The sequence below is a fragment of the Rhizobium sp. G21 genome, from assembly GCF_014158035.1.
In the GTDB taxonomy this organism is placed as follows: domain Bacteria; phylum Pseudomonadota; class Alphaproteobacteria; order Rhizobiales; family Rhizobiaceae; genus Rhizobium_E.
Genome location: NZ_JACFXW010000002.1, coordinates 297673 through 314852, shown reverse-complemented (window position 1 = coordinate 314852; position 17180 = coordinate 297673). Strand labels below are relative to the sequence as shown.

Below are 17180 nucleotides of genomic sequence, written 5' to 3'. Positions count from 1 at the left end.
GTGTTCGCCGTCGCCAGCGATTTCTCAAGCGCGGCGATCCTGGCCGCGACGTCGATTGTCGTTTCGTTCATGCGCGAGTTCCCCTCTTTTCTGGCTCCTCGCGGCGCTTCCACCCTTATTTCTTATGAGGAAAAACATATGCACATGATGAAATTCCGCAAGCGTTTTTTTGCAGCCTGGGGCGATTGGCCCGACAGCATCCTCGCACGACGCATGACGATGTACGTCTCGGCGGCGCTGAAGAGAAAAATTTACGATTATCGGGCGCCTGGTCACGATCGCCTATTGACCTTTATTAAATTTATTCCACTCTCAGGATAGTTTTGCCGACGACGCGCGTCACACAGAAAGAGGACGCCGGCGACCGGGAGTCGACCGAACAAGCGCGCTGGCCAAATGACGGACGCATTGCGTCACAACATCTTGGGGAACTAAAACAATGACCAATATTACTGACGCCACCACGGCGCCGCCCTCGTCGCAGGGCAGTCTTCAGCGTGCGCTCGACTGGAAGGGCGCTTTCTGGGTCGCAGCCGGCGTGCCGCCCCTCGTGCTCTTCTCGATCGGCGGCATCGCCGGCACCACGGGCAAGCTCGCCTTCCTCGTCTGGATCATCTCGATGATCATGGGCTTCCTGCAGTCTTTCACCTATGCCGAGATTGCCGGCATGTTCGGCAACAAGTCCGGTGGCGCTTCGGTTTACGGCGCCACCGCCTGGCTGCGTTACTCAAAGTTCATCGCGCCGCTGTCGGTGTGGTGCAACTGGTTCGCCTGGTCGCCGGTGCTGTCGCTCGGCTGCGCAATCGCCGCGGGCTATATTCTCAACGCGCTGTTCCCGATCCCGGCGGCGGAATCACAGGCCGTGCTGGACTGGGTCGCCGCACACGCCTCGACGCTCGCCGCCGACAGCCCACGCGTGGCGGAATGGCTCGCCGCCAATGCCGGCTCGACGCCGGATCAAGCGATCAACGCGCTCCTGACCACTGACGCGGTCTCGGCGCTCACGCCCGCCATCCGCAACTGGTCGCTGTTTTCTTTCGACATCCCCTTCCTCGCCAAGGCCAACCTCAACGCCACCTTCGTGATCGGCGGCGCGCTGATGCTGATCATTTTCGCCATCCAGCATCGCGGTATTTCCGAAACGGCCAGCGTGCAAAAATGGCTGGCGATCATCGTGCTGATCCCACTTTTGCTCATCGGCCTCTGGCCAATCTTTTCGGGCCAGATCGTCGCCGCCAACGTCACCGGCCTCGTGCCGCCGACCGCCGGCTATTCCGGCGTCGATGGAACCTGGAGCAATGGCGGCTGGACGCTGTTTCTCGGCGGTCTCTATATCGCGGCCTGGTCGACCTACGGCTTTGAAACCGCAGTCTGCTACACGCGCGAACTAAAGAACCCGAAGACGGACACGTTCAAGGCCATATTCTATTCGGGCCTCGTCTGCTGCCTGTTCTTCTTCCTCGTTCCCTTCGCCTTCCAAGGCGTGCTCGGCCATTCCGGCATGCTCGCGCCGGGGATCGTCGACGGCACCGGCGTCGCCGAAGCGCTGGCCGGCCTCATCCATGGCGGCCGCATCGTCACGCAGATCCTCGTGATCCTGATGATCATGGCGCTGTTTCTCGCCATCATGACGGCGATGGCCGGTTCCTCGCGGACTCTCTATCAGGGCTCCCGGGACGGCTGGTTGCCGCGCTATCTGAGCCATGTCAACAAGAACGGCGCGCCCACCGGCGCGATGTGGACCGACTTCGGCTTCAACCTGCTGCTCTTGGCTATCGCGTCGGACGCCGCAGGCTATTTCTTCGTGCTGGCCGTCTCGAATGTCGGCTACATCATCTTCAACTTCCTGAACCTCAATTCCGGCTGGATCCACCGGATGGATTCGGGCCATATCGCACGCCCGTGGAAAGCGCCGACCTGGCTGATCGGCGTCAATACCGTCCTGGCTTTCGTCAACGCCTTGTTCCTCGGCGCCGGCGCCAAGGTCTGGGGCTATTCGAATGCATTGTGGGTCGGCTTCATCTTCGCTGCCCTGATCCTGCCGGTCTTCGCCTACCGACATTTCGTGCAGGACAAGGGCCAGTTCCCGCCGGAAGCCATGGAGGATCTCGGCCTGGTCGGCCAGGATCTCGGGGTGAAGAAAGCCGGGGTGCTCCCCTATGTCGCGCTCGCCGGCGGCCTGGCGATCGTGCTGATCGCCAATGTGGTCTTCCAGCTGCCAGCCTGACGACCGTTGATCCGGCCGCCATTCCCGCGGTCCGATCCTTACTTGTGAGCCACCGTCAGCGTCGCGCCCGAAACTTCGAGCGCGGCGCTGATGTCGTCGGGCGGCGCTAGATCAGTGGCGAGTTCGTGACGCCGCTGAAGCCGCAGACCCGCACCAGCCCCTGGCGGCCGAATTTCGTGTGGTCGCAGACCACAAGCCGGCGCTGGCCCCGGCTCAGGGCCATGCGCGCAAAATCCGCTTCATCGAGGTCGAAATCCATCACCCCGTCCCTGTCGACGCCGCCCGCCGAGACGATGGCGTGGGTCACGCTGAACCGGCTGACGAAATCGATCGCCGTCGAGCCGAAGGCCGCGCCATTGTCGCTGCGCAATTCGCCGCCCGCCATATAGACCCTGTTGCCATTGACGGTGGCGAGCGTCCGGGCGATGTCGGAGGAATTGGTCACCACCGTCAGCCGCCGATGGCCGATCAGGGCGCGGGCGAGGAAACTCGTGGTCGTGCCGGTGTCCAGCATGACGGAATCGCCGTCGCGGATCGTCGCCGCCACATGGGCGGCGATGATCTTCTTGGCCGCGCTGTTTTCCCGCATGCGTTTTTCGAATGGCGCTTCCCCCATCGAGGAGGGGAGCCCGACCTCGCCATGCGTCTTGATGACGGCGCCCAGGCCGGCAAGCGGCTTTAGATCGCGCCTGACGGTCTCAAGCGATACGCCGAGCCGCGCCGCGAGCTCCGCGATGCCGATCGCGCCCTCGCTTTCGAGCAGCCGCAATATCTCCGTCTGACGCTTGCTCTGAACCATGAACGCCTCATTTCACTGCCGCAATCATAACCGAAGCCTGCGCCGCATGACAATGCGCCGCCACGTAATCGGTCACAAAACCACACATAACCACAGATTCCAGATTGACAGCTCGGGCCAGATGGCGTGTCATGCGCTCAACGACGAGGCCGTGACAAAAAACAGGGAACGCGCGGCCTGGTCTTCGCACCGGGAGAACGCGATGGAAGAGCTCCATATCTCGACTTTCCTTCCCCTTCAGACTGCGAGGCGCCCATGACGATCGCCCCGGAGATCGAGGACCGCATCCGCGCCCTCCCCTGCTGGAACGGCTCTATCGGCATCGACAGGCTGAAGGGCGGCCTCAGCAATGAGAGCTTCGTCGTCGAAGACGCGAGCGGCCGGCATGTGGTGCGCTTCGGCAAGGATTATCCTTTTCATCAGGTCTATCGCGACCGGGAATTGATGACCGCGCGCGCCGCGCATGCGGCCGGCTTCGCGCCCGCCGTCGAATATGCCGAACCGGGCGTGATGGTCTCCGCCTATTTGGGCGCGAAGACGCTTGGCCCTCAGGATGTGGCGGCGGAACGGCTGCGCATTGCCCGGCTTCTCGCCGAGTTCCACCGCGTCATGCCCCGCCATGTCTCCGGCCCCGGATACATGTTCTGGGTCTTCCATGTCATCCGCGATTACGCCCGCGTGCTGCGCGAGGGCGGCAGCCGGATGACGGAAAAGCTGCCGGATTATCTCGCTTTGGCCGAGGAGTTGGAGGCGGCGCAGACGCCGCTGCCGATCATCTTCGGCCATAACGATCTTCTGCCGTCGAACTTACTGGATGATGGCGAACGGCTCTGGCTGATCGATTTCGAATATGCGGGCTTTTCGACCGCGATGTTCGATCTTGCCGGCGCAGCTTCAAATGCCGGGTTCAGCCCGGACGAGGCGCAGGACTTTCTGGAGGCCTATTTCGAGGCCAGGCCGGACCCTTCGGTCCTTCGCGCCTTTGCCGCCATGCAATGCGCCTCGCTTCTGCGCGAAGCCATGTGGAGCATGGCGTCTGAACTTCACCTCTCCGCTCCTGGCGCCGATTATGTCGCCTACACCGCCGAGAATCTCGACAAGCTCGATGCGGCGCTCGATGAATACCGCACCCAATATGGACTGAGATCATGACCCTGCCCTCCCACGCCCAGATCGTCGTCATCGGCGGCGGCATCATCGGCTGTTCGACCGCCTATCACCTCGCCCGCGACCACAAGGCGGATGTGCTGCTCTTGGAGCAGGGCCAGCTCACATCGGGCTCCACTTGGCATGCGGCGGGCCTTGTGGGCCAGCTGCGCTCGTCGGCCTCGATCACCCGCGTGCTCAAATATTCCGTCGAGCTCTACAAGGGGCTGGAGGCGGAAACCGGCCTCGCCACCGGCTGGAAAATGACCGGCTGCCTCCGCCTCGCCACCAATCAGGATCGCTGGACAGAGTTCCGGCGCCTCGCCACCACCGCCGGCAGCTTTGGCATGGACATGCATCTGATCTCGCCGGAAGAAGTCAAGCGCATGTGGCCGCTGATGACGACGGATGACCTCATCGGCGCGAGCTGGCTGCCGACCGACGGCCAGGCCAGCCCCTCCGACATCACCCAGTCGCTCGCCAAGGGCGCGCGCATGCATGGCGCAAAGATCGTCGAGAATGTCCGCGTCACCGGCTTCGAGATCGACGATGGCCGCATTCTCAAGGTCAAGACCACGCTCGGCGACATCGCCTGCGAAAAGGTCGTCAATTGCGCCGGCCAATGGGCGCGGCAGGTGGGCGCGATGGCCGGCATCAATGTGCCGCTGCAGCCGGTCAAGCATCAATATATCGTCACGGAAAAGATCGAGGGCCTGTCGACCGACGCCCCCACCATCCGCGACCCCGACCGGCGCACCTATTTCAAGGAAGAAGTCGGCGGTCTGGTGATGGGCGGCTATGAGCCCAATCCGCAGGCCTGGACCACCGGCGACGTGCCGGACGAATGGGGCTTCCGCCTGTTCGACGACGATTTCGACCATTTCGAACAGCATATGGAGCAGGCCATTGCCCGCGTGCCGGCGCTGGAGACGGTCGGCGTCAAGCAGATGATCAACGGCCCCGAAAGCTTCACCCCCGACGGCAATTTCATTCTCGGCGCCGCTCCGGAATGCAAGAACATGTTCGTCGGCGCGGGCTTCAACGCTTTCGGCATCGCCTCTGGCGGCGGCGCGGGCTGGGTGCTGGCGCAATGGGTGGTCGATGGCGAAGCGCCGCTCGATCTCTGGGTGGTCGATATCAGGCGCTTCTCCGAGATGCATCGCGACCGGCAATGGGTGCTCGACCGCACGCTGGAAGCCTATGGCAAACACTACACCGTCGCCTTCCCGCATGAAGAATATGACAGCGGCCGCCCACGCCTGACCTCGCCGCTTTACGACCGGCTGAAAGCGGCGGGCGCCGTATTCGGCTCGAAACTCGGCTGGGAGCGACCCAACTGGTTCGCACCCGAGGGCGTAGAGCTGAAAGACCGCTACAGCATGGGCCGGCAGAACTGGTTCGATGCGGTCGGCGCGGAACATCGCCATGTGCGCGAGGCGGTCGGCGTGTTCGACCAGTCCTCCTTCGCGAAATTCGAGCTGTCGGGACCGGACGCTCTCGCAGCGCTTGACTGGATCTGCGCCAATGATATCCGCAAGCCCGCGGGACGACTCACCTATACGCAGCTCCTCAACAGCCGCGGCGGCATCGAGGCGGACCTGACCGTCGCCCGAATTGCCGAGGACAGATTCTACATCGTCACCGGCACCGGCTTCCGCACCCATGATCTCGGCTGGATCCGCGACCATATTCCCGAGGGTCTCGACGTGACGCTCACCGATGTTACGGAAGCCTGGGGCACGCTGTCGCTGATGGGGCCGAAGGCGCGCGACACGCTGGCGGCCGCGACATCCGCCGAAATCTCCAACGCCGCCTTCCCCTTTGGCCATGTGCGGGAGATCGACATCGCCGGATCGCGCGTTCGGGCGCTCCGTGTCACCTATGTCGGCGAACTCGGCTGGGAGCTGCATGCGCCTATCGGCGATCTCGGCCGCATCTATGACGCGTTGATGGGCGCGGGCGCGCCGCATGGACTGAAGGCTGTCGGCTATCGCGCGCTGGAATCTCTGCGTCTTGAAAAAGGCTACCGCGCCTGGGGCTCCGACATCACGCCGAACGATACGCCTGAGGAGGCTGGGCTCGGCTGGGCCGTCAAGCTCGGCAAGCCGGTCGACTTCCTCGGCCGCAGGGCGCTGGAGACCGTGAAGGGTCAGACGCTCAAGAAAAGGCTGGTCGGCTTCACCGTTGACGACCCCTCGGTAGTTCTTCTGGGACGCGAGACGATCCTGCGCGACGGCGTCGCTGTCGGTTACCTCACCAGCGGCGGCTATGGCTACACGGTCGGCAAGAATATCGGCTACGGCTATGTGAAACACGCTGAAGGCGTGACGGATGACTTCCTGACCAGTGGGATTTACGAGCTCGTCGTCGCCATGGACAAGGCGCCCGCCACGCTGCATCTCGGCCCGCTCTATGACCCCGACATGGCCAAGATCAAAGCCTGATGGAAAAGGCCGGCCAGTTTTTCGACCGGCCGGCGCTGCCGCTCAAGCGACCTTGCGGCCGGAGACATAGACATCGGCGATATTGGCGCGCGAGGCGGTGAAGATGATCTTCTGCAGGATCGCTTCGCCGCTGTCGAACTCGTCGAATAGCCGCATCGTGCCCTTCTCGGCATCGGTGTCGATGACGATGGCGTCGAATTTGCAGCCGGGTTCGAAGCGGCCGACCGGAAGATCGAGCGCCTTTGCCCCGCCGGCGGTGGCGATGTGGAAGGCCTGACGGAAATCTATGCGCGCCGGCTTGCCGGAGGCGCGCTCGTCCGCGGCCTTTTCGGGATCGACGCCTGTTTCCAGCATGCGCGAGACGAGGATGGCGGCGCGCGCGTTTTCCAGCATCGAGGCGGAAGGGCCGCCAGAGATGTCGGTGCCCAGGCCGACATTCAGCCCCTTTTCCAGCGCCGCGCGCAGTGGAAACACCGCGCCGGCGAAATAGCCGTTCGACAATGGGCAATGCGCCACCGCCGCCTGACGCGTGTGGATCAGCTCCATATCCGAGGCCGTCAGCAGGTTGGAATGCGCAAGCATGGTGCGCCGGCCGAGCAGGCCGAAGCGATCAAGGCTTTCGGCGTCGGTCATGCCATGACGTTCGAGTACATAGCCATGCTCCCAGTCGCTTTCCGAACAATGGGTCTGCACATGGCAGCCGCATTGCTTGGCCAGCGCGCCGAGTTCCTCCAGCGCCGCATCGGTGCAGGAGGGAATGAAGCGCGGCGTCACCACCGGATGCACGAGATTGTCGCGATTGGCGGGATGGCTCCTGACGTAATCGATCAGCGCCCGCGTCCCCTCGACAGCCTCGGCGGCTGAGCCATCGCGATAATAATCCGGGCAGCTCTCGGCATTGTCCATCGCCACCTTGCCGACCAGCGCCCGCTGCCCCTTTTCCAGGCAGATATCAACGAGGAGCCGCGTCGCCTCCTGATGAATGGTGGCGAAATAGAGCGCGGTGGTAATGCCGTTGGCCAGCATGTCCTGAACGAGCAACGAATAGGCACGGCGGGCAAAAGCCGTGTCGGCATAGCGGGCTTCGAGCGGAAAGGTGTATTTCTGCAGCCAGACTTCCAACGGGACGTCGAGCGCGTTGCCGAGCTGCGGATATTGCGGCGCATGCACATGGCAATCGACGAAACCGGGCAGCAGATAGGAGCTGCGCGGCAGGACCTCCAAGTCTCCGCTCGCCGAAAGCGCCGCGCGCTTTTCCGCATAGCTGGAATGCTCAGGCCCGATTACATCGGCAATGTCGCCGTCGGCGTCGACGGTGATCAGCGCGTCAGTGAGGCACTCGACGCTCCAGGGCGTCGGCGCATGAAAAGCGTTGGCGAGCAGGGTCTTGTTGCGCATGGTGATTGTCCCGCCTCTTGGCGTGTTCAAAGGCTGCGGTCGCGCAGCGAAAGCGCCGCCTCGCGAAACCGCGCCCGGATTTCGCGCTCGTCGACGCCGAGCACGGCGCGGTTTTCCATCAGGATCTTGCCGTCGACCACGGTCATCTCGACATCGTCGGCGCGCGCCGAATAGACGAGCGCGGCCGGGATATCATAGACCGGCAGAGTGTGCGGCTTGTCGAGATCGACCATGATCAGATCCGCCTTGGCGCCGGGCGCCAAACGCCCCGTTTCCGGCCGGTTCATGGCTTTCGCCGCCTCGCAGGTGGCCATTTCCAGCAAGTCGCGCGTCTTCAGGAATTCGACATCGTGGGTCTTGTCCTTGTGGATCATGCCCGCGAATTTCATTTCCTGAAACATATCGAGACTGTTGTGGCTGGCCGGGCCATCGGTGGCGAGCCCGACGGTGACGCCCGCCTCCTGGCAGCATCTCAGCCTCAGCGTACCGGAATCGAGCTTGGCGTTGCAACAAGGGCAATGGCCGATCTTGGTCCCCGTCTCCGCCAGAATGCGAATATCGTCATCGTCGAGTTGCGTGCAATGCGCCGCCGTGACATCCGGCTTCAGAAAGCCCAGGGAATGCAGCCATTTCACCGGGCTCGTCCCATAGGTTTCCCGCATATAGGCCATCTCCTGCGGCCCCTCGGCGAGATGCGTGTGGATCGCGAGGTCATAGGCGTCGGCGACATCCCGCACCTTGCGATACATGTCCGGTCCGCAGGAATAGGGCGCATGCGGCGACAGGCCGACATGGATGCGGCCATCGCCGCCGCGATGATGCGCGGAGACTTTATCGCCGAACCTGTCCAGGGTCTTCCACGACCAATCGGTGATTGGCGCATAGATGCCGCGATCGGCGAAACCGTAACCGAGCGTGGCGCGGAGCGGAACGTTCTTCAGCGCCTCTGTCTGAGGCTCGACGCGATAGCCGTCGAAATGTTCGTTGAAGCAGGTCATGCCCGACTTCACCATCTCGACGAGGCCCATCAGGCTTGCCCAATAGAGCGTGTTCTCGTCGAAATTGCGCTTGAGCCGCCACATGGTCTGCAGCCATTCGAACAGCTGCACATCTTCCAGCAGGCCGCGCAACAGCATGTTGGAGGCGATATGGGTGTGACAATTGACGAAACCCGGCATCACCACGCGTCCATTCGCATCGATGATGCGTGTCGCGCCTGATACATCGATCTCGGAAGCCGCGCCGACGGCGACGATCTCGTCGCCGCGCACCGCCACCACGCCGTTGGCGATCTCGGCGGCCCCGCCCATCGGCAGCACCGTGGCGTTGATGAAAGCGAGGTCGATCTGGGTCGCGGGCGCAGCCATTGCGTCAGGCCGCGTTCATCAGAGACGTGCCGTAGGTGACGCCCTTTTCCTTGAGCCAGCGACGATAGGCGATCGAGGAGGCGTCGGCGCGGGTCGGGATTTCCGAGCGCGGCTCCATCGGCAGCAGCACGGGCCGCTGGTTTTCGAGAATGATGCGGTCCTGGAGGAAGATCAGTTGCTGGAACTGGATCAGCGCCGGCGTCGTCGAGACGTCGTCGATCAGATACATGACCGGATGCGCCCGGCAGCGATCGGGATCGAGCGGCTGCACGAAGAGGCAGATCACATCCCAGCGATTGGCGGAATTCGGGCAGGTCTTGTAAAGCAGCGTCGTGAACGGCGTCATCACCCGGTAGATATATTGGGTCATGAGGCCGTCGGTGGCCGACAGCGCCGCCTGAGGCTGGAAAAACTGGCAATTGGTCGCCCAGACCTCGTCGACGTCGCGGCGGATTTCGACATTGTAGTGCTCGACTTCAGTATGCGGCTCAGAGCCGAGAATATCGGTGTGCACGAAGGGGAAATGCGCCATGTCGAGGAAATTCTCGATGATGCGCAGGCCGGACGCCTTCACCGCCACCGCTCCGCAGGGCACGTAGCGGCGATCCGGCTCGTCTGCTTCGGGAACCGGGAAAATCTCGCCGGCGGGCTCGCCGAGCGATGTCCAGACAAAGCCGAAACGCTTGCGGATCGGCAGCGGCTCGGCCCGGCCCTCGGCCATGACGGTGATGTCGCCGTCCTCGGTCGTGGTCACCGCAAGATCGACGCCAAGCAGGCGGTTCGGGGATGTGCCGACCGGCAGCGCCGCCTCGGTCTCGATCACATACCACTGGTCCAGTGACGCTTTGTCTGTGGCGATGGTCATGTCCGTGCTCCCTTCAGTTCTTGTCCTGTCATGACGCCGTCCGTGTGCGGAGGCAAGCGGCTCACGACCTCACATTCCGGAAATAGGGTTCGCCGAGCGCCGCCGGGGCCGCCATCAGCCGCTTCATCCGCTGCCAGGCGACGACGGGCGCGATGATGAAGGCGATCGTGCCGGCATAGGGCAGCATCGATAGAAAGGCCGGCGCGATCGGCCAGCCGCGCGCCTGACCGACGAAGCCGAGCGCGGTGATGAAGCCGAACAACAGACCCGACAGCGCCGCCGGAATGGGCCGATAGCCGGCGAAAATCACCAGCGCCACGGCAATCCAGCCGCGACCGGAGACGACGCCATCCGACCAAGACGGCACGAAAGCGAGAACGAGATACGCGCCCGCGCCCGCAGCCAGGGCCGAACCCAGCGCGACATAGCCGAAGCGGATCAGATTAACGGGAATGCCGGCGGCGTCCGCAGCCGCCGGATTTTCGCCGACTGCGCGCATGTTGAGGCCGTGGCGAGTGCGGAACATCAGAAATGAGAGGCCGAAAGGCAGGATGATATAGATGAGATAGACCAGAATGTTCTGGCTGAAAAAGGCCTTGCCGAGGATCGGGATCGAGGACAGAAGCGGGATCGCAACGCCCTCGAAGGTGGCAGGCACCGGCATTCCCGAATAAGCTTTGCCGATGGTCTGGGCGAGACCTGTGCCCATGAGCGTCAGCGCCAGCCCGCACAGAACCTGATTGGCGCGAAGCGCCACGGTGGCGGTTGCGAACAATATGCCGAGCAACGCGCCGACCAGAAGCGCGGCCAGGAATCCCAGCATTGGATAGGGCGCGGCGGTGACGGTGACGACGGCGGTCACCGCGCCCATCGCCATCAGGCCCTCGACGCCGAGATTGACCACGCCGACGCGTTCAGAAATCACTTCGCCAATAGCTGCGAGCGACAGCACGCCGCCGGCGAGAAAAGCGGTGGTGAGCAGACCGGTCAGGAGTTCCATGGCGCGTCCTTTCAGGCCTTGTCGCGGATGATGCGGTAATGAGAAAGTTCATCGCCGATCGCGGTGAGGAAGAGGATAAGGCCGGTTATGGCGAGCACGGCGGAGGTGGTGAGCCCTTCCGTCTGCAGGATGATGCCGGAATTGAGAATGAAGGCCATCAGCGCGCCGGAAAAGATCACACCGACGGATGAGCCGCGCGCCAGCACGGCCACCATGATGCCGAGATAGCCGTAATTGTTGGAAATGCCGCCTTGCAGGCGATGCACTGTGCCGGCGATTTCCAGCATGCCGGCGACGCCCGCGATCGCGCCGGATGCGAGCATGACCAGGATCAGATAGCGCCGCGAGGCGATGCCCGCGTATCGGCCGGCCGAGGGGTTGGAGCCGATCAGGCGGATTTCATAGCCCCATTTGGTGAAGTTGAAGATCAGCGCTGCGACAACGGCGAGGATGACGGCGATCGGAAGGCCCCAATGCACCAACCCCCAGAATTCCGGCATTTCGGCGGGGATGCGCGGGGTCGCGGAATTGGCCACTCCCCCGCTCGCGCCAAGCGTCGGTCGAGACATAGTAAACCAGCAGGATGGCGACGAAGTTCAGAAGCAGCGTCGTGATCAGTTCGTTGACATTGGCATAGGCGCGGGCGAGCGTCGGGATCAGGATCCAGACCAGCCCGCCGATCGCGCCGGCGATGAACATCGCAATCAGGCTCAATCCGTCTGGAAGCGGAATGAACAGGCCGACGGCGGTAGCGGCGAAGGCGCCGGCGTAGAACTGGCCTTCGGCGCCGATATTCCAGGCGCCGATCTGTTGCGCCACCGTCACCGACAATCCGGTCAGGATCAGCGGGATGACCAGAAGCCCCAGATCTTCCATTCCAAAGGACGAGCCGAAGGAAGCGTTTAACACCTGCATGCCGAGATCGAGGGGATTATGGCCAGCCAGAGCGAGGATGACGCCGGCAAAAATCAAGGCGAGCGCGATGGCCGCGATTCGGGCGCCGAGCGCCATGCCGGGATGGGCGGAGGGAAGTCGTTGAAGACGGACCTTAGCCATGGACGGCGCCCCCGTCCTTGCTGCGGCCGCCCATCAGCAGACCGATCTCCTCGATGTCGACAGTGTCGTTGTCCACGACGCCCATGATCTTTCCTTCATAGAGGACTGCGATGCGATCGGAGAGATTGAGCAATTCTTCGAGATCCTCTGAAATCAGAATGATGCCAGCCCCGGCGTCGCGCAGTTCGACGATGTAGCGCAGCATGGTGTTGATGGCGCCGACGTCGAGGCCACGGCTGGGATAGGCCGCCACCAGCGCCTTCTTCGCCACCCGCATTTCGCGGCGGGCGACGAGGCGCTGCTGGTTGCCACCGGAGAGATTGCGGATCGGCATGGCGAAATCGGGAATGGCGACGTCCGCCGCAGCGGCGATATCCTTGGCGAGCGCGGTTGCGGCGCCCGGACGGTAGACGCCGCTTTGGGTGACCGGCGGGGCGCCATATTCGCGCATGACCGCATTGACCGTGACGCTCAGCGCCGGCGCAAGCCCGCTATGCAGTCGGTCTTCGGGGATATGTCCGACGCCTCGCGCGACGAAATCGGCGGCGTTGGCGCGGTCGATCACCCGGCCGTCGAGCACGATCTCGCCCGACGCGATGGCGCGGGTGCCGGTCAGCACCTGGGAGAGTTCGCGCTGGCCGTTGCCGGCGACGCCCGCCACGCCGACGATTTCGCCGGCCCGCACATCCAGCGACAGGCCATGGAGCGCCTCGTCGCCCAAATCATTGAGCGCGACGACGTTGCGCAGGCTGAGCACGGGAGCCGCCGACATTGGGGCCGCGCCTTCTGGACGGCCGCGCATATCGGCGAGCACGATGTCGCGGCCGACCATCAGGCGCGCAAGTTTGGCGGGCGTACAGTCCGCAGCGTTTTCCGTGGCGATCTTGCGGCCGCCGCGCAAAATGGTGATGCGGTCGGAAATCTCCAGCACTTCATCGAGCTTGTGCGAGATGAAAATGACGGCGTTGCCGGTCGAGACGAAGTCGCGCAGCGCCTTGAACAATTCGCGCGCTTCGCCCGGGGTAAGCACGGCGGTCGGTTCGTCGAGAATAAGAACCTTCGCCCGGCGCGCCAGCACGCGCAGGATTTCGACGCGTTGCTGTTCGCCGGTCGACAATTCGGTGATGCGGGCGGCGGGACGGACGTCGATATTGAATTTCGCGGCGAGATCGGCGGTCCTCGCTTCGAGGATGGAGGCGGAGGCGCGCCGCGGCGTTTCGCTCCAACCGAGATGGATGTTCTCAGCCACGGTGAAGGCGTTGACCAGCTTGAAATGCTGATGGACCATGCCGATGCCGGCGGCGATGGCCTGCTGCGGCGTGGAAAATTCCCGCGCATAGCCGTCGATGATGATCTCACCGCCATCCGGCTGGTAGATGCCGGTCAGGATATTCATGAGGGTCGATTTTCCCGCGCCGTTTTCGCCGAGAAGCGCGTGGATTTCGCCGGGCATGACGTCGAGGTCGACATCTTCATTGGCGATGACGCCAGGAAAATATTTCGCGATGCCCTTCAATTGCACGAGTGGCGCTGCCCCGGGCGGAGCGACATAGCGGGTCGGGTGATCTGACATCGGGCGGAACCGGAGAGGGAGACAGGCGGGGGAGAAAGGGCGCGAATCGCGCCCCTTCCTGTGGCTGAAGTCAGAGACCGGTGACGCCCTCGACCGACCAATCCCAGTTGTAGAGCTCCATCTCGGTCATCTTCTGGCCCTTGGCGACCTTCACATTGCCCTTGGCGTCCTTGAGTTCGCCTTCGAACGGCGACCAGCCGCCGAGGATCTTGTCGCGCACGGCGTCCGCAGCCTTGCCGACCTCGGCCGGAACCTTCTCGCCCCACTTGTCGCGATCGACGCCCGCGCCCATGCCGAACAGCGTTTCGCCCGGGGTCCAGGTTCCGGCGAGACGTTTGCCGACCTGATCGACGTAGAACTTCTTGAAGTCGATGATGATCGAGGACACGTAGGAATTCGGGCCGTAGCGACGGATGTCGGTGTTCCACATCGCGGCCCAGACGCCGCGCTTCTCGGCCACTTGCAGATAAGCGGCTTCATCCATGATGCCGAACAGGAAGTCGCAGCCGTCATCGATCAGCGCCGTGCCGGCCTGCGATGCGGCCTGCGGATCGAACCAGGAATTGATGGCGATGGTCTTGCAGGTCGCAGTCGGATTGACGGTGCGCGCGCCCATGAGGAAGGCGTTGGTGGAGGCGTAGACCGAGGCGACCGGGAAGGAGGCGACATAGCCGAGCTTGCCGGTTTTCGACAGCATGCCGGCGGCGACGCCCAAGACATAGGTCGGATACCAGTGCGCCAGGTAATACCAGCCGAGATTGTCCATCAGGATATGGCCGTTGCACTCCAGGAAGGCGGTGTCCGGCGCGCGCTTGACAACTTCATGCAGGAAGTCGCCGGTCGACGAGGTGTCGAAAATCATATTGGCGCCTTCGCTGACGAACTGGCGATAGGTGCGCGTCGCATCGGCGGAATAGGGGACGTTCTCGACTTCGAGAACCTTCTTGAGCTTCGGATAGGCTTCCTTGACGGCGAGCAGGCCCTGATGGTGACTCCAGGTCCAGCCTTCGTCGGTGATCGGGCCGACATGGCCGAAGCCGATGACGGCGTCTTCTTCCTTGACGGCGGCCAAAGGCGTTGCGGCCATCGCCGAACGGGCGAAGCCTCCCGGCAGCATGGTGGAAGCGGCGCCGGCGGCGGCCATGTTGAGGAAACCGCGACGGGAAAGACTACGCAGATCGATCATGTGAACCCCTTTTTTGGTTTTCCGCCGGTAAAGCCTCGCTTCCGACGTTTCGATGTCATCAAGCAACTCCCATGCCAAGGCGCCGACACGCAGCGCCTACGAGCGATAATCGCGACCAGTCGAAACCAGGGCGGCTTCGCTGCGCCAGTTTCTGCTCTTCGCCTGCGATTGGCCAAGGCCCGGGAACCGCCGGATCGGCAGCCTTTCAAATCGGGGATGTTCCGCATAGCCATGAATTTTCGACGTGCTTGATGCGCTCCGCGCAACAAGTCGCGTCAAAAATCGCTTGAAATATACGCCAGCCGAAGTCTACATTGATGAAATCAAGTGCATGTCTAATTTTTAGTCATTCGCACAATTAAAATGCTGGGACGTGATTGAAACCGAAGCTCCGCCTCTTTCAGACCAACCCGCCGCGCATAGACACCGCATTAAAGGGCATGCCGTGACCGAAGACATCCAGTTCGCCTTCATCGGGGAGATCGTCTGCGAGAGCTTTATTGAATTTGCGCGCCACCGGGCGGCAAGGCTCGATCTCGCGCTCGTGGTCGGCGCCTGCAACGACGGGTGTGCAACGATGAGGGTCACCGGGCAGGAAGCGCTGGTGGATATGTTCGAAATGGCCTGCAGCCTGGGGCCGAGCGATTGCGTCATCCGCGAGGTCACCCGCGCGGGAGCCTGGAATGAAATTTGAATGGTCCGTGGGATCGGATGCGAAGGAGTGAAGACATGACAGCGGCAAACGGCTGGACGCCGGTAGCGCTCAGCGCCTCGATCGAGGCCGGAACGTCAGCGGGCACACAGATCGATGGATTTGAAATCGTGGTCTGGCGCGACAACAGCGGCAAGGCGCATGTCTGGGAAGACCGTTGTCCGCATCGCGGCATGCGCATGAGCTTTGGTTTCGTGCGTGGCGACCACATCGCCTGCCTCTATCACGGCTGGCAATACGACACGGGCGGGCAGTGCCGCTATATTCCGGCGCATCCGGACCTCGAAGTTCCCGCGACCATCAAGATCCCGTCCTATGCGGTCACTGAGCGAGGCGGCGTGATCTGGACCAGTCTCAAGGAGACGGCGGACGCTTTGGCGCTGCCCGTCGTATCCGACGACGTCACGCCGATCCGCAGCCTCTACATCGACCGTTCGATCGAGGCGATCGCGCCCCTGCTGGCCTGCCTGCCCGTCGACGGCGCGGATGTGACGGTGGAGCTTCTGTCTTCGGGCGCAGTGCTTTTCACGAGCGGCGCGGTTAAGCTTCTCATCGCCGGACAGGCGATCCCACCGGAGAAATGCGCCCTGCATATCGCAGCCATAGGCGCGGTCGATGCCTCGACCCGCAAGCAAATCGCCAAATGGGCGGAGAACGCCCGTCGAATGATCGAAGCCGCCCCGGTCGCTCCAATCGCAAAGGTGGCGTGATGTCTCTCACTCTCTACAATTACGAACTCGACGATTCCAGCTACCGCGTCAGGCTGCTTCTCTCGATCCTCAAGACGCCGCATGAGATCGTGGCCGTCGACATGGTTCCGGGCAAGGAACATTTGGGCCCCGCCATGCGGGCGCTGTCGCCGCTGGGCTCGCTGCCGGTGCTGAGAGAAGGCGAATTGACGCTCTACGGTCCCGAGGCGATCCTTGCTTATCTGGCCAAAGCCCATGATCCCTCCGGGCAATTCCTGCCGATGGACGCCATGGCGTTCGGCGAGACCATGCGCTGGCTCAATTTCTCGGCCTCGGCGCTCGCCCCGGCTATGCAGGCGCGGCTGGTGGCGCTGTTCGGCGAACCGGGCGATCTCGATGCCTTGAGGAGCGCCGCGCGTGAAGCCTTCCGCGTCATGGACGACCATATGACCCTTCGCCAGATGGACGGCGTCGAATGGTTTGCCGCCGATCACGCCACGATCGCCGACGTCACGCTGTTTCCGATCTTCGCGCTGTCGCGCGATTTCGGCATCGATCACGACGAATTCCCGGCGCTGCGCCGCTGGATCCGCCGCTTCCGCACGCTCGACGGGTTCAAGACCATGCCGGGCATCCCCGATTATCACTGACGGCCTCAGGAGAAGACCATGACGTCCCTCACCCGTTTTTCCGTCGCGCCGCTCGCCAGCATGACCCG

At 63.1% G+C, this 17180-nt stretch carries 15 protein-coding genes and 1 pseudogene; 7 read left to right on the top strand and 9 right to left on the bottom strand.

What is annotated here, in order from left to right:
• On the top strand, nt 1–321 hold the full coding sequence (locus tag H2O14_RS22765; RefSeq protein ID WP_182829952.1) for a hypothetical protein: 321 nt from the start codon (nt 1–3) through the stop codon (nt 319–321).
• Nucleotides 322–439: 118 nt separating this feature from the next.
• A complete protein-coding gene (locus H2O14_RS22760; RefSeq protein ID WP_182829687.1) occupies nt 440–2227 on the top strand; it encodes an APC family permease in 1788 nt (595 codons plus the stop codon).
• A gap of 38 nt (nt 2228–2265) precedes the next feature.
• Here the strand turns inward: H2O14_RS22760 and H2O14_RS22755 are convergent.
• Nucleotides 2266–3026 (bottom strand): annotated as a pseudogene (locus tag H2O14_RS22755) (DeoR/GlpR family DNA-binding transcription regulator).
• 255 nt (nt 3027–3281) lie between these two features.
• Between H2O14_RS22755 and H2O14_RS22750 the strand changes: the two are divergent.
• Together H2O14_RS22750 and H2O14_RS22745 are read left to right on the top strand one after the other, a co-directional pair.
• Entirely contained in the window at nt 3282–4178 is an 897-nt protein-coding gene (locus H2O14_RS22750) for a phosphotransferase family protein (RefSeq protein ID WP_182829686.1), read from the top strand.
• Nucleotides 4175–6616 carry an FAD-dependent oxidoreductase gene (locus H2O14_RS22745; RefSeq protein WP_182829685.1) on the top strand — a complete coding sequence of 814 codons (2442 nt, stop codon included), beginning with the start codon at nt 4175–4177 and terminating at the stop codon, nt 6614–6616. The genes H2O14_RS22750 and H2O14_RS22745 overlap by 4 nt, the downstream gene beginning before the upstream one ends.
• Nucleotides 6617–6658: 42 nt before the next feature.
• Here H2O14_RS22745 and guaD read toward each other — a convergent pair whose 3' ends face one another.
• From guaD to H2O14_RS22710, 8 genes are all read right to left on the bottom strand, one after another.
• Nucleotides 6659–8014 carry a guanine deaminase gene (gene guaD / locus H2O14_RS22740; RefSeq protein WP_182829684.1) on the bottom strand — a complete coding sequence of 452 codons (1356 nt, stop codon included), beginning with the start codon at nt 8012–8014 and terminating at the stop codon, nt 6659–6661.
• A 26-nt stretch (nt 8015–8040) separates the two neighbouring features.
• Nucleotides 8041–9381 (bottom strand): amidohydrolase, encoded by a 1341-nt coding sequence (locus tag H2O14_RS22735; RefSeq protein WP_246697723.1) that lies wholly within the window; start codon nt 9379–9381, stop codon nt 8041–8043.
• A 4-nt stretch (nt 9382–9385) separates the two neighbouring features.
• A complete protein-coding gene (locus tag H2O14_RS22730) occupies nt 9386–10246 on the bottom strand; it encodes an aromatic ring-hydroxylating oxygenase subunit alpha (RefSeq protein ID WP_182829683.1) in 861 nt (286 codons plus the stop codon).
• A gap of 61 nt (nt 10247–10307) precedes the next feature.
• Nucleotides 10308–11246, bottom strand: a complete 939-nt coding sequence (locus tag H2O14_RS22725) for an ABC transporter permease (protein ID WP_182829682.1) — start codon at nt 11244–11246, stop codon at nt 10308–10310.
• Between the two features lie 11 nt (nt 11247–11257).
• Entirely contained in the window at nt 11258–11725 is a 468-nt protein-coding gene (locus tag H2O14_RS29045; protein WP_312858699.1) for an ABC transporter permease subunit, read from the bottom strand.
• Nucleotides 11646–12302: an ABC transporter permease subunit gene (locus H2O14_RS29040; protein ID WP_312858698.1), complete on the bottom strand. Its 657-nt coding sequence runs from the start codon at nt 12300–12302 to the stop codon at nt 11646–11648. Before H2O14_RS29040 ends, H2O14_RS29045 begins: the two co-directional genes overlap by 80 nt.
• Nucleotides 12295–13875: an ABC transporter ATP-binding protein gene (locus H2O14_RS22715; protein ID WP_182829681.1), complete on the bottom strand. Its 1581-nt coding sequence runs from the start codon at nt 13873–13875 to the stop codon at nt 12295–12297. Before H2O14_RS22715 ends, H2O14_RS29040 begins: the two co-directional genes overlap by 8 nt.
• Before the next feature lie 70 nt (nt 13876–13945).
• Nucleotides 13946–15061, bottom strand: a complete 1116-nt coding sequence (locus tag H2O14_RS22710; RefSeq protein WP_182829680.1) for a BMP family ABC transporter substrate-binding protein — start codon at nt 15059–15061, stop codon at nt 13946–13948.
• Nucleotides 15062–15506: 445 nt separating this feature from the next.
• Here H2O14_RS22710 and H2O14_RS22705 point away from each other — a divergent pair, with 445 nt between their 5' ends.
• The 3 genes from H2O14_RS22705 to H2O14_RS22695 are packed head-to-tail and all read left to right on the top strand — an operon-like array spanning nt 15507 to nt 17112.
• On the top strand, nt 15507–15755 hold the full coding sequence (locus H2O14_RS22705) for a hypothetical protein (RefSeq protein ID WP_210275582.1): 249 nt from the start codon (nt 15507–15509) through the stop codon (nt 15753–15755).
• 35 nt (nt 15756–15790) lie between these two features.
• Nucleotides 15791–16483 carry a Rieske (2Fe-2S) protein gene (locus H2O14_RS22700; protein ID WP_182829679.1) on the top strand — a complete coding sequence of 231 codons (693 nt, stop codon included), beginning with the start codon at nt 15791–15793 and terminating at the stop codon, nt 16481–16483.
• A complete protein-coding gene (locus H2O14_RS22695; protein WP_182829678.1) occupies nt 16483–17112 on the top strand; it encodes a glutathione S-transferase family protein in 630 nt (209 codons plus the stop codon). Before H2O14_RS22700 ends, H2O14_RS22695 begins: the two co-directional genes overlap by 1 nt.
• Nucleotides 17113–17180: the final 68 nt, after the last annotated feature.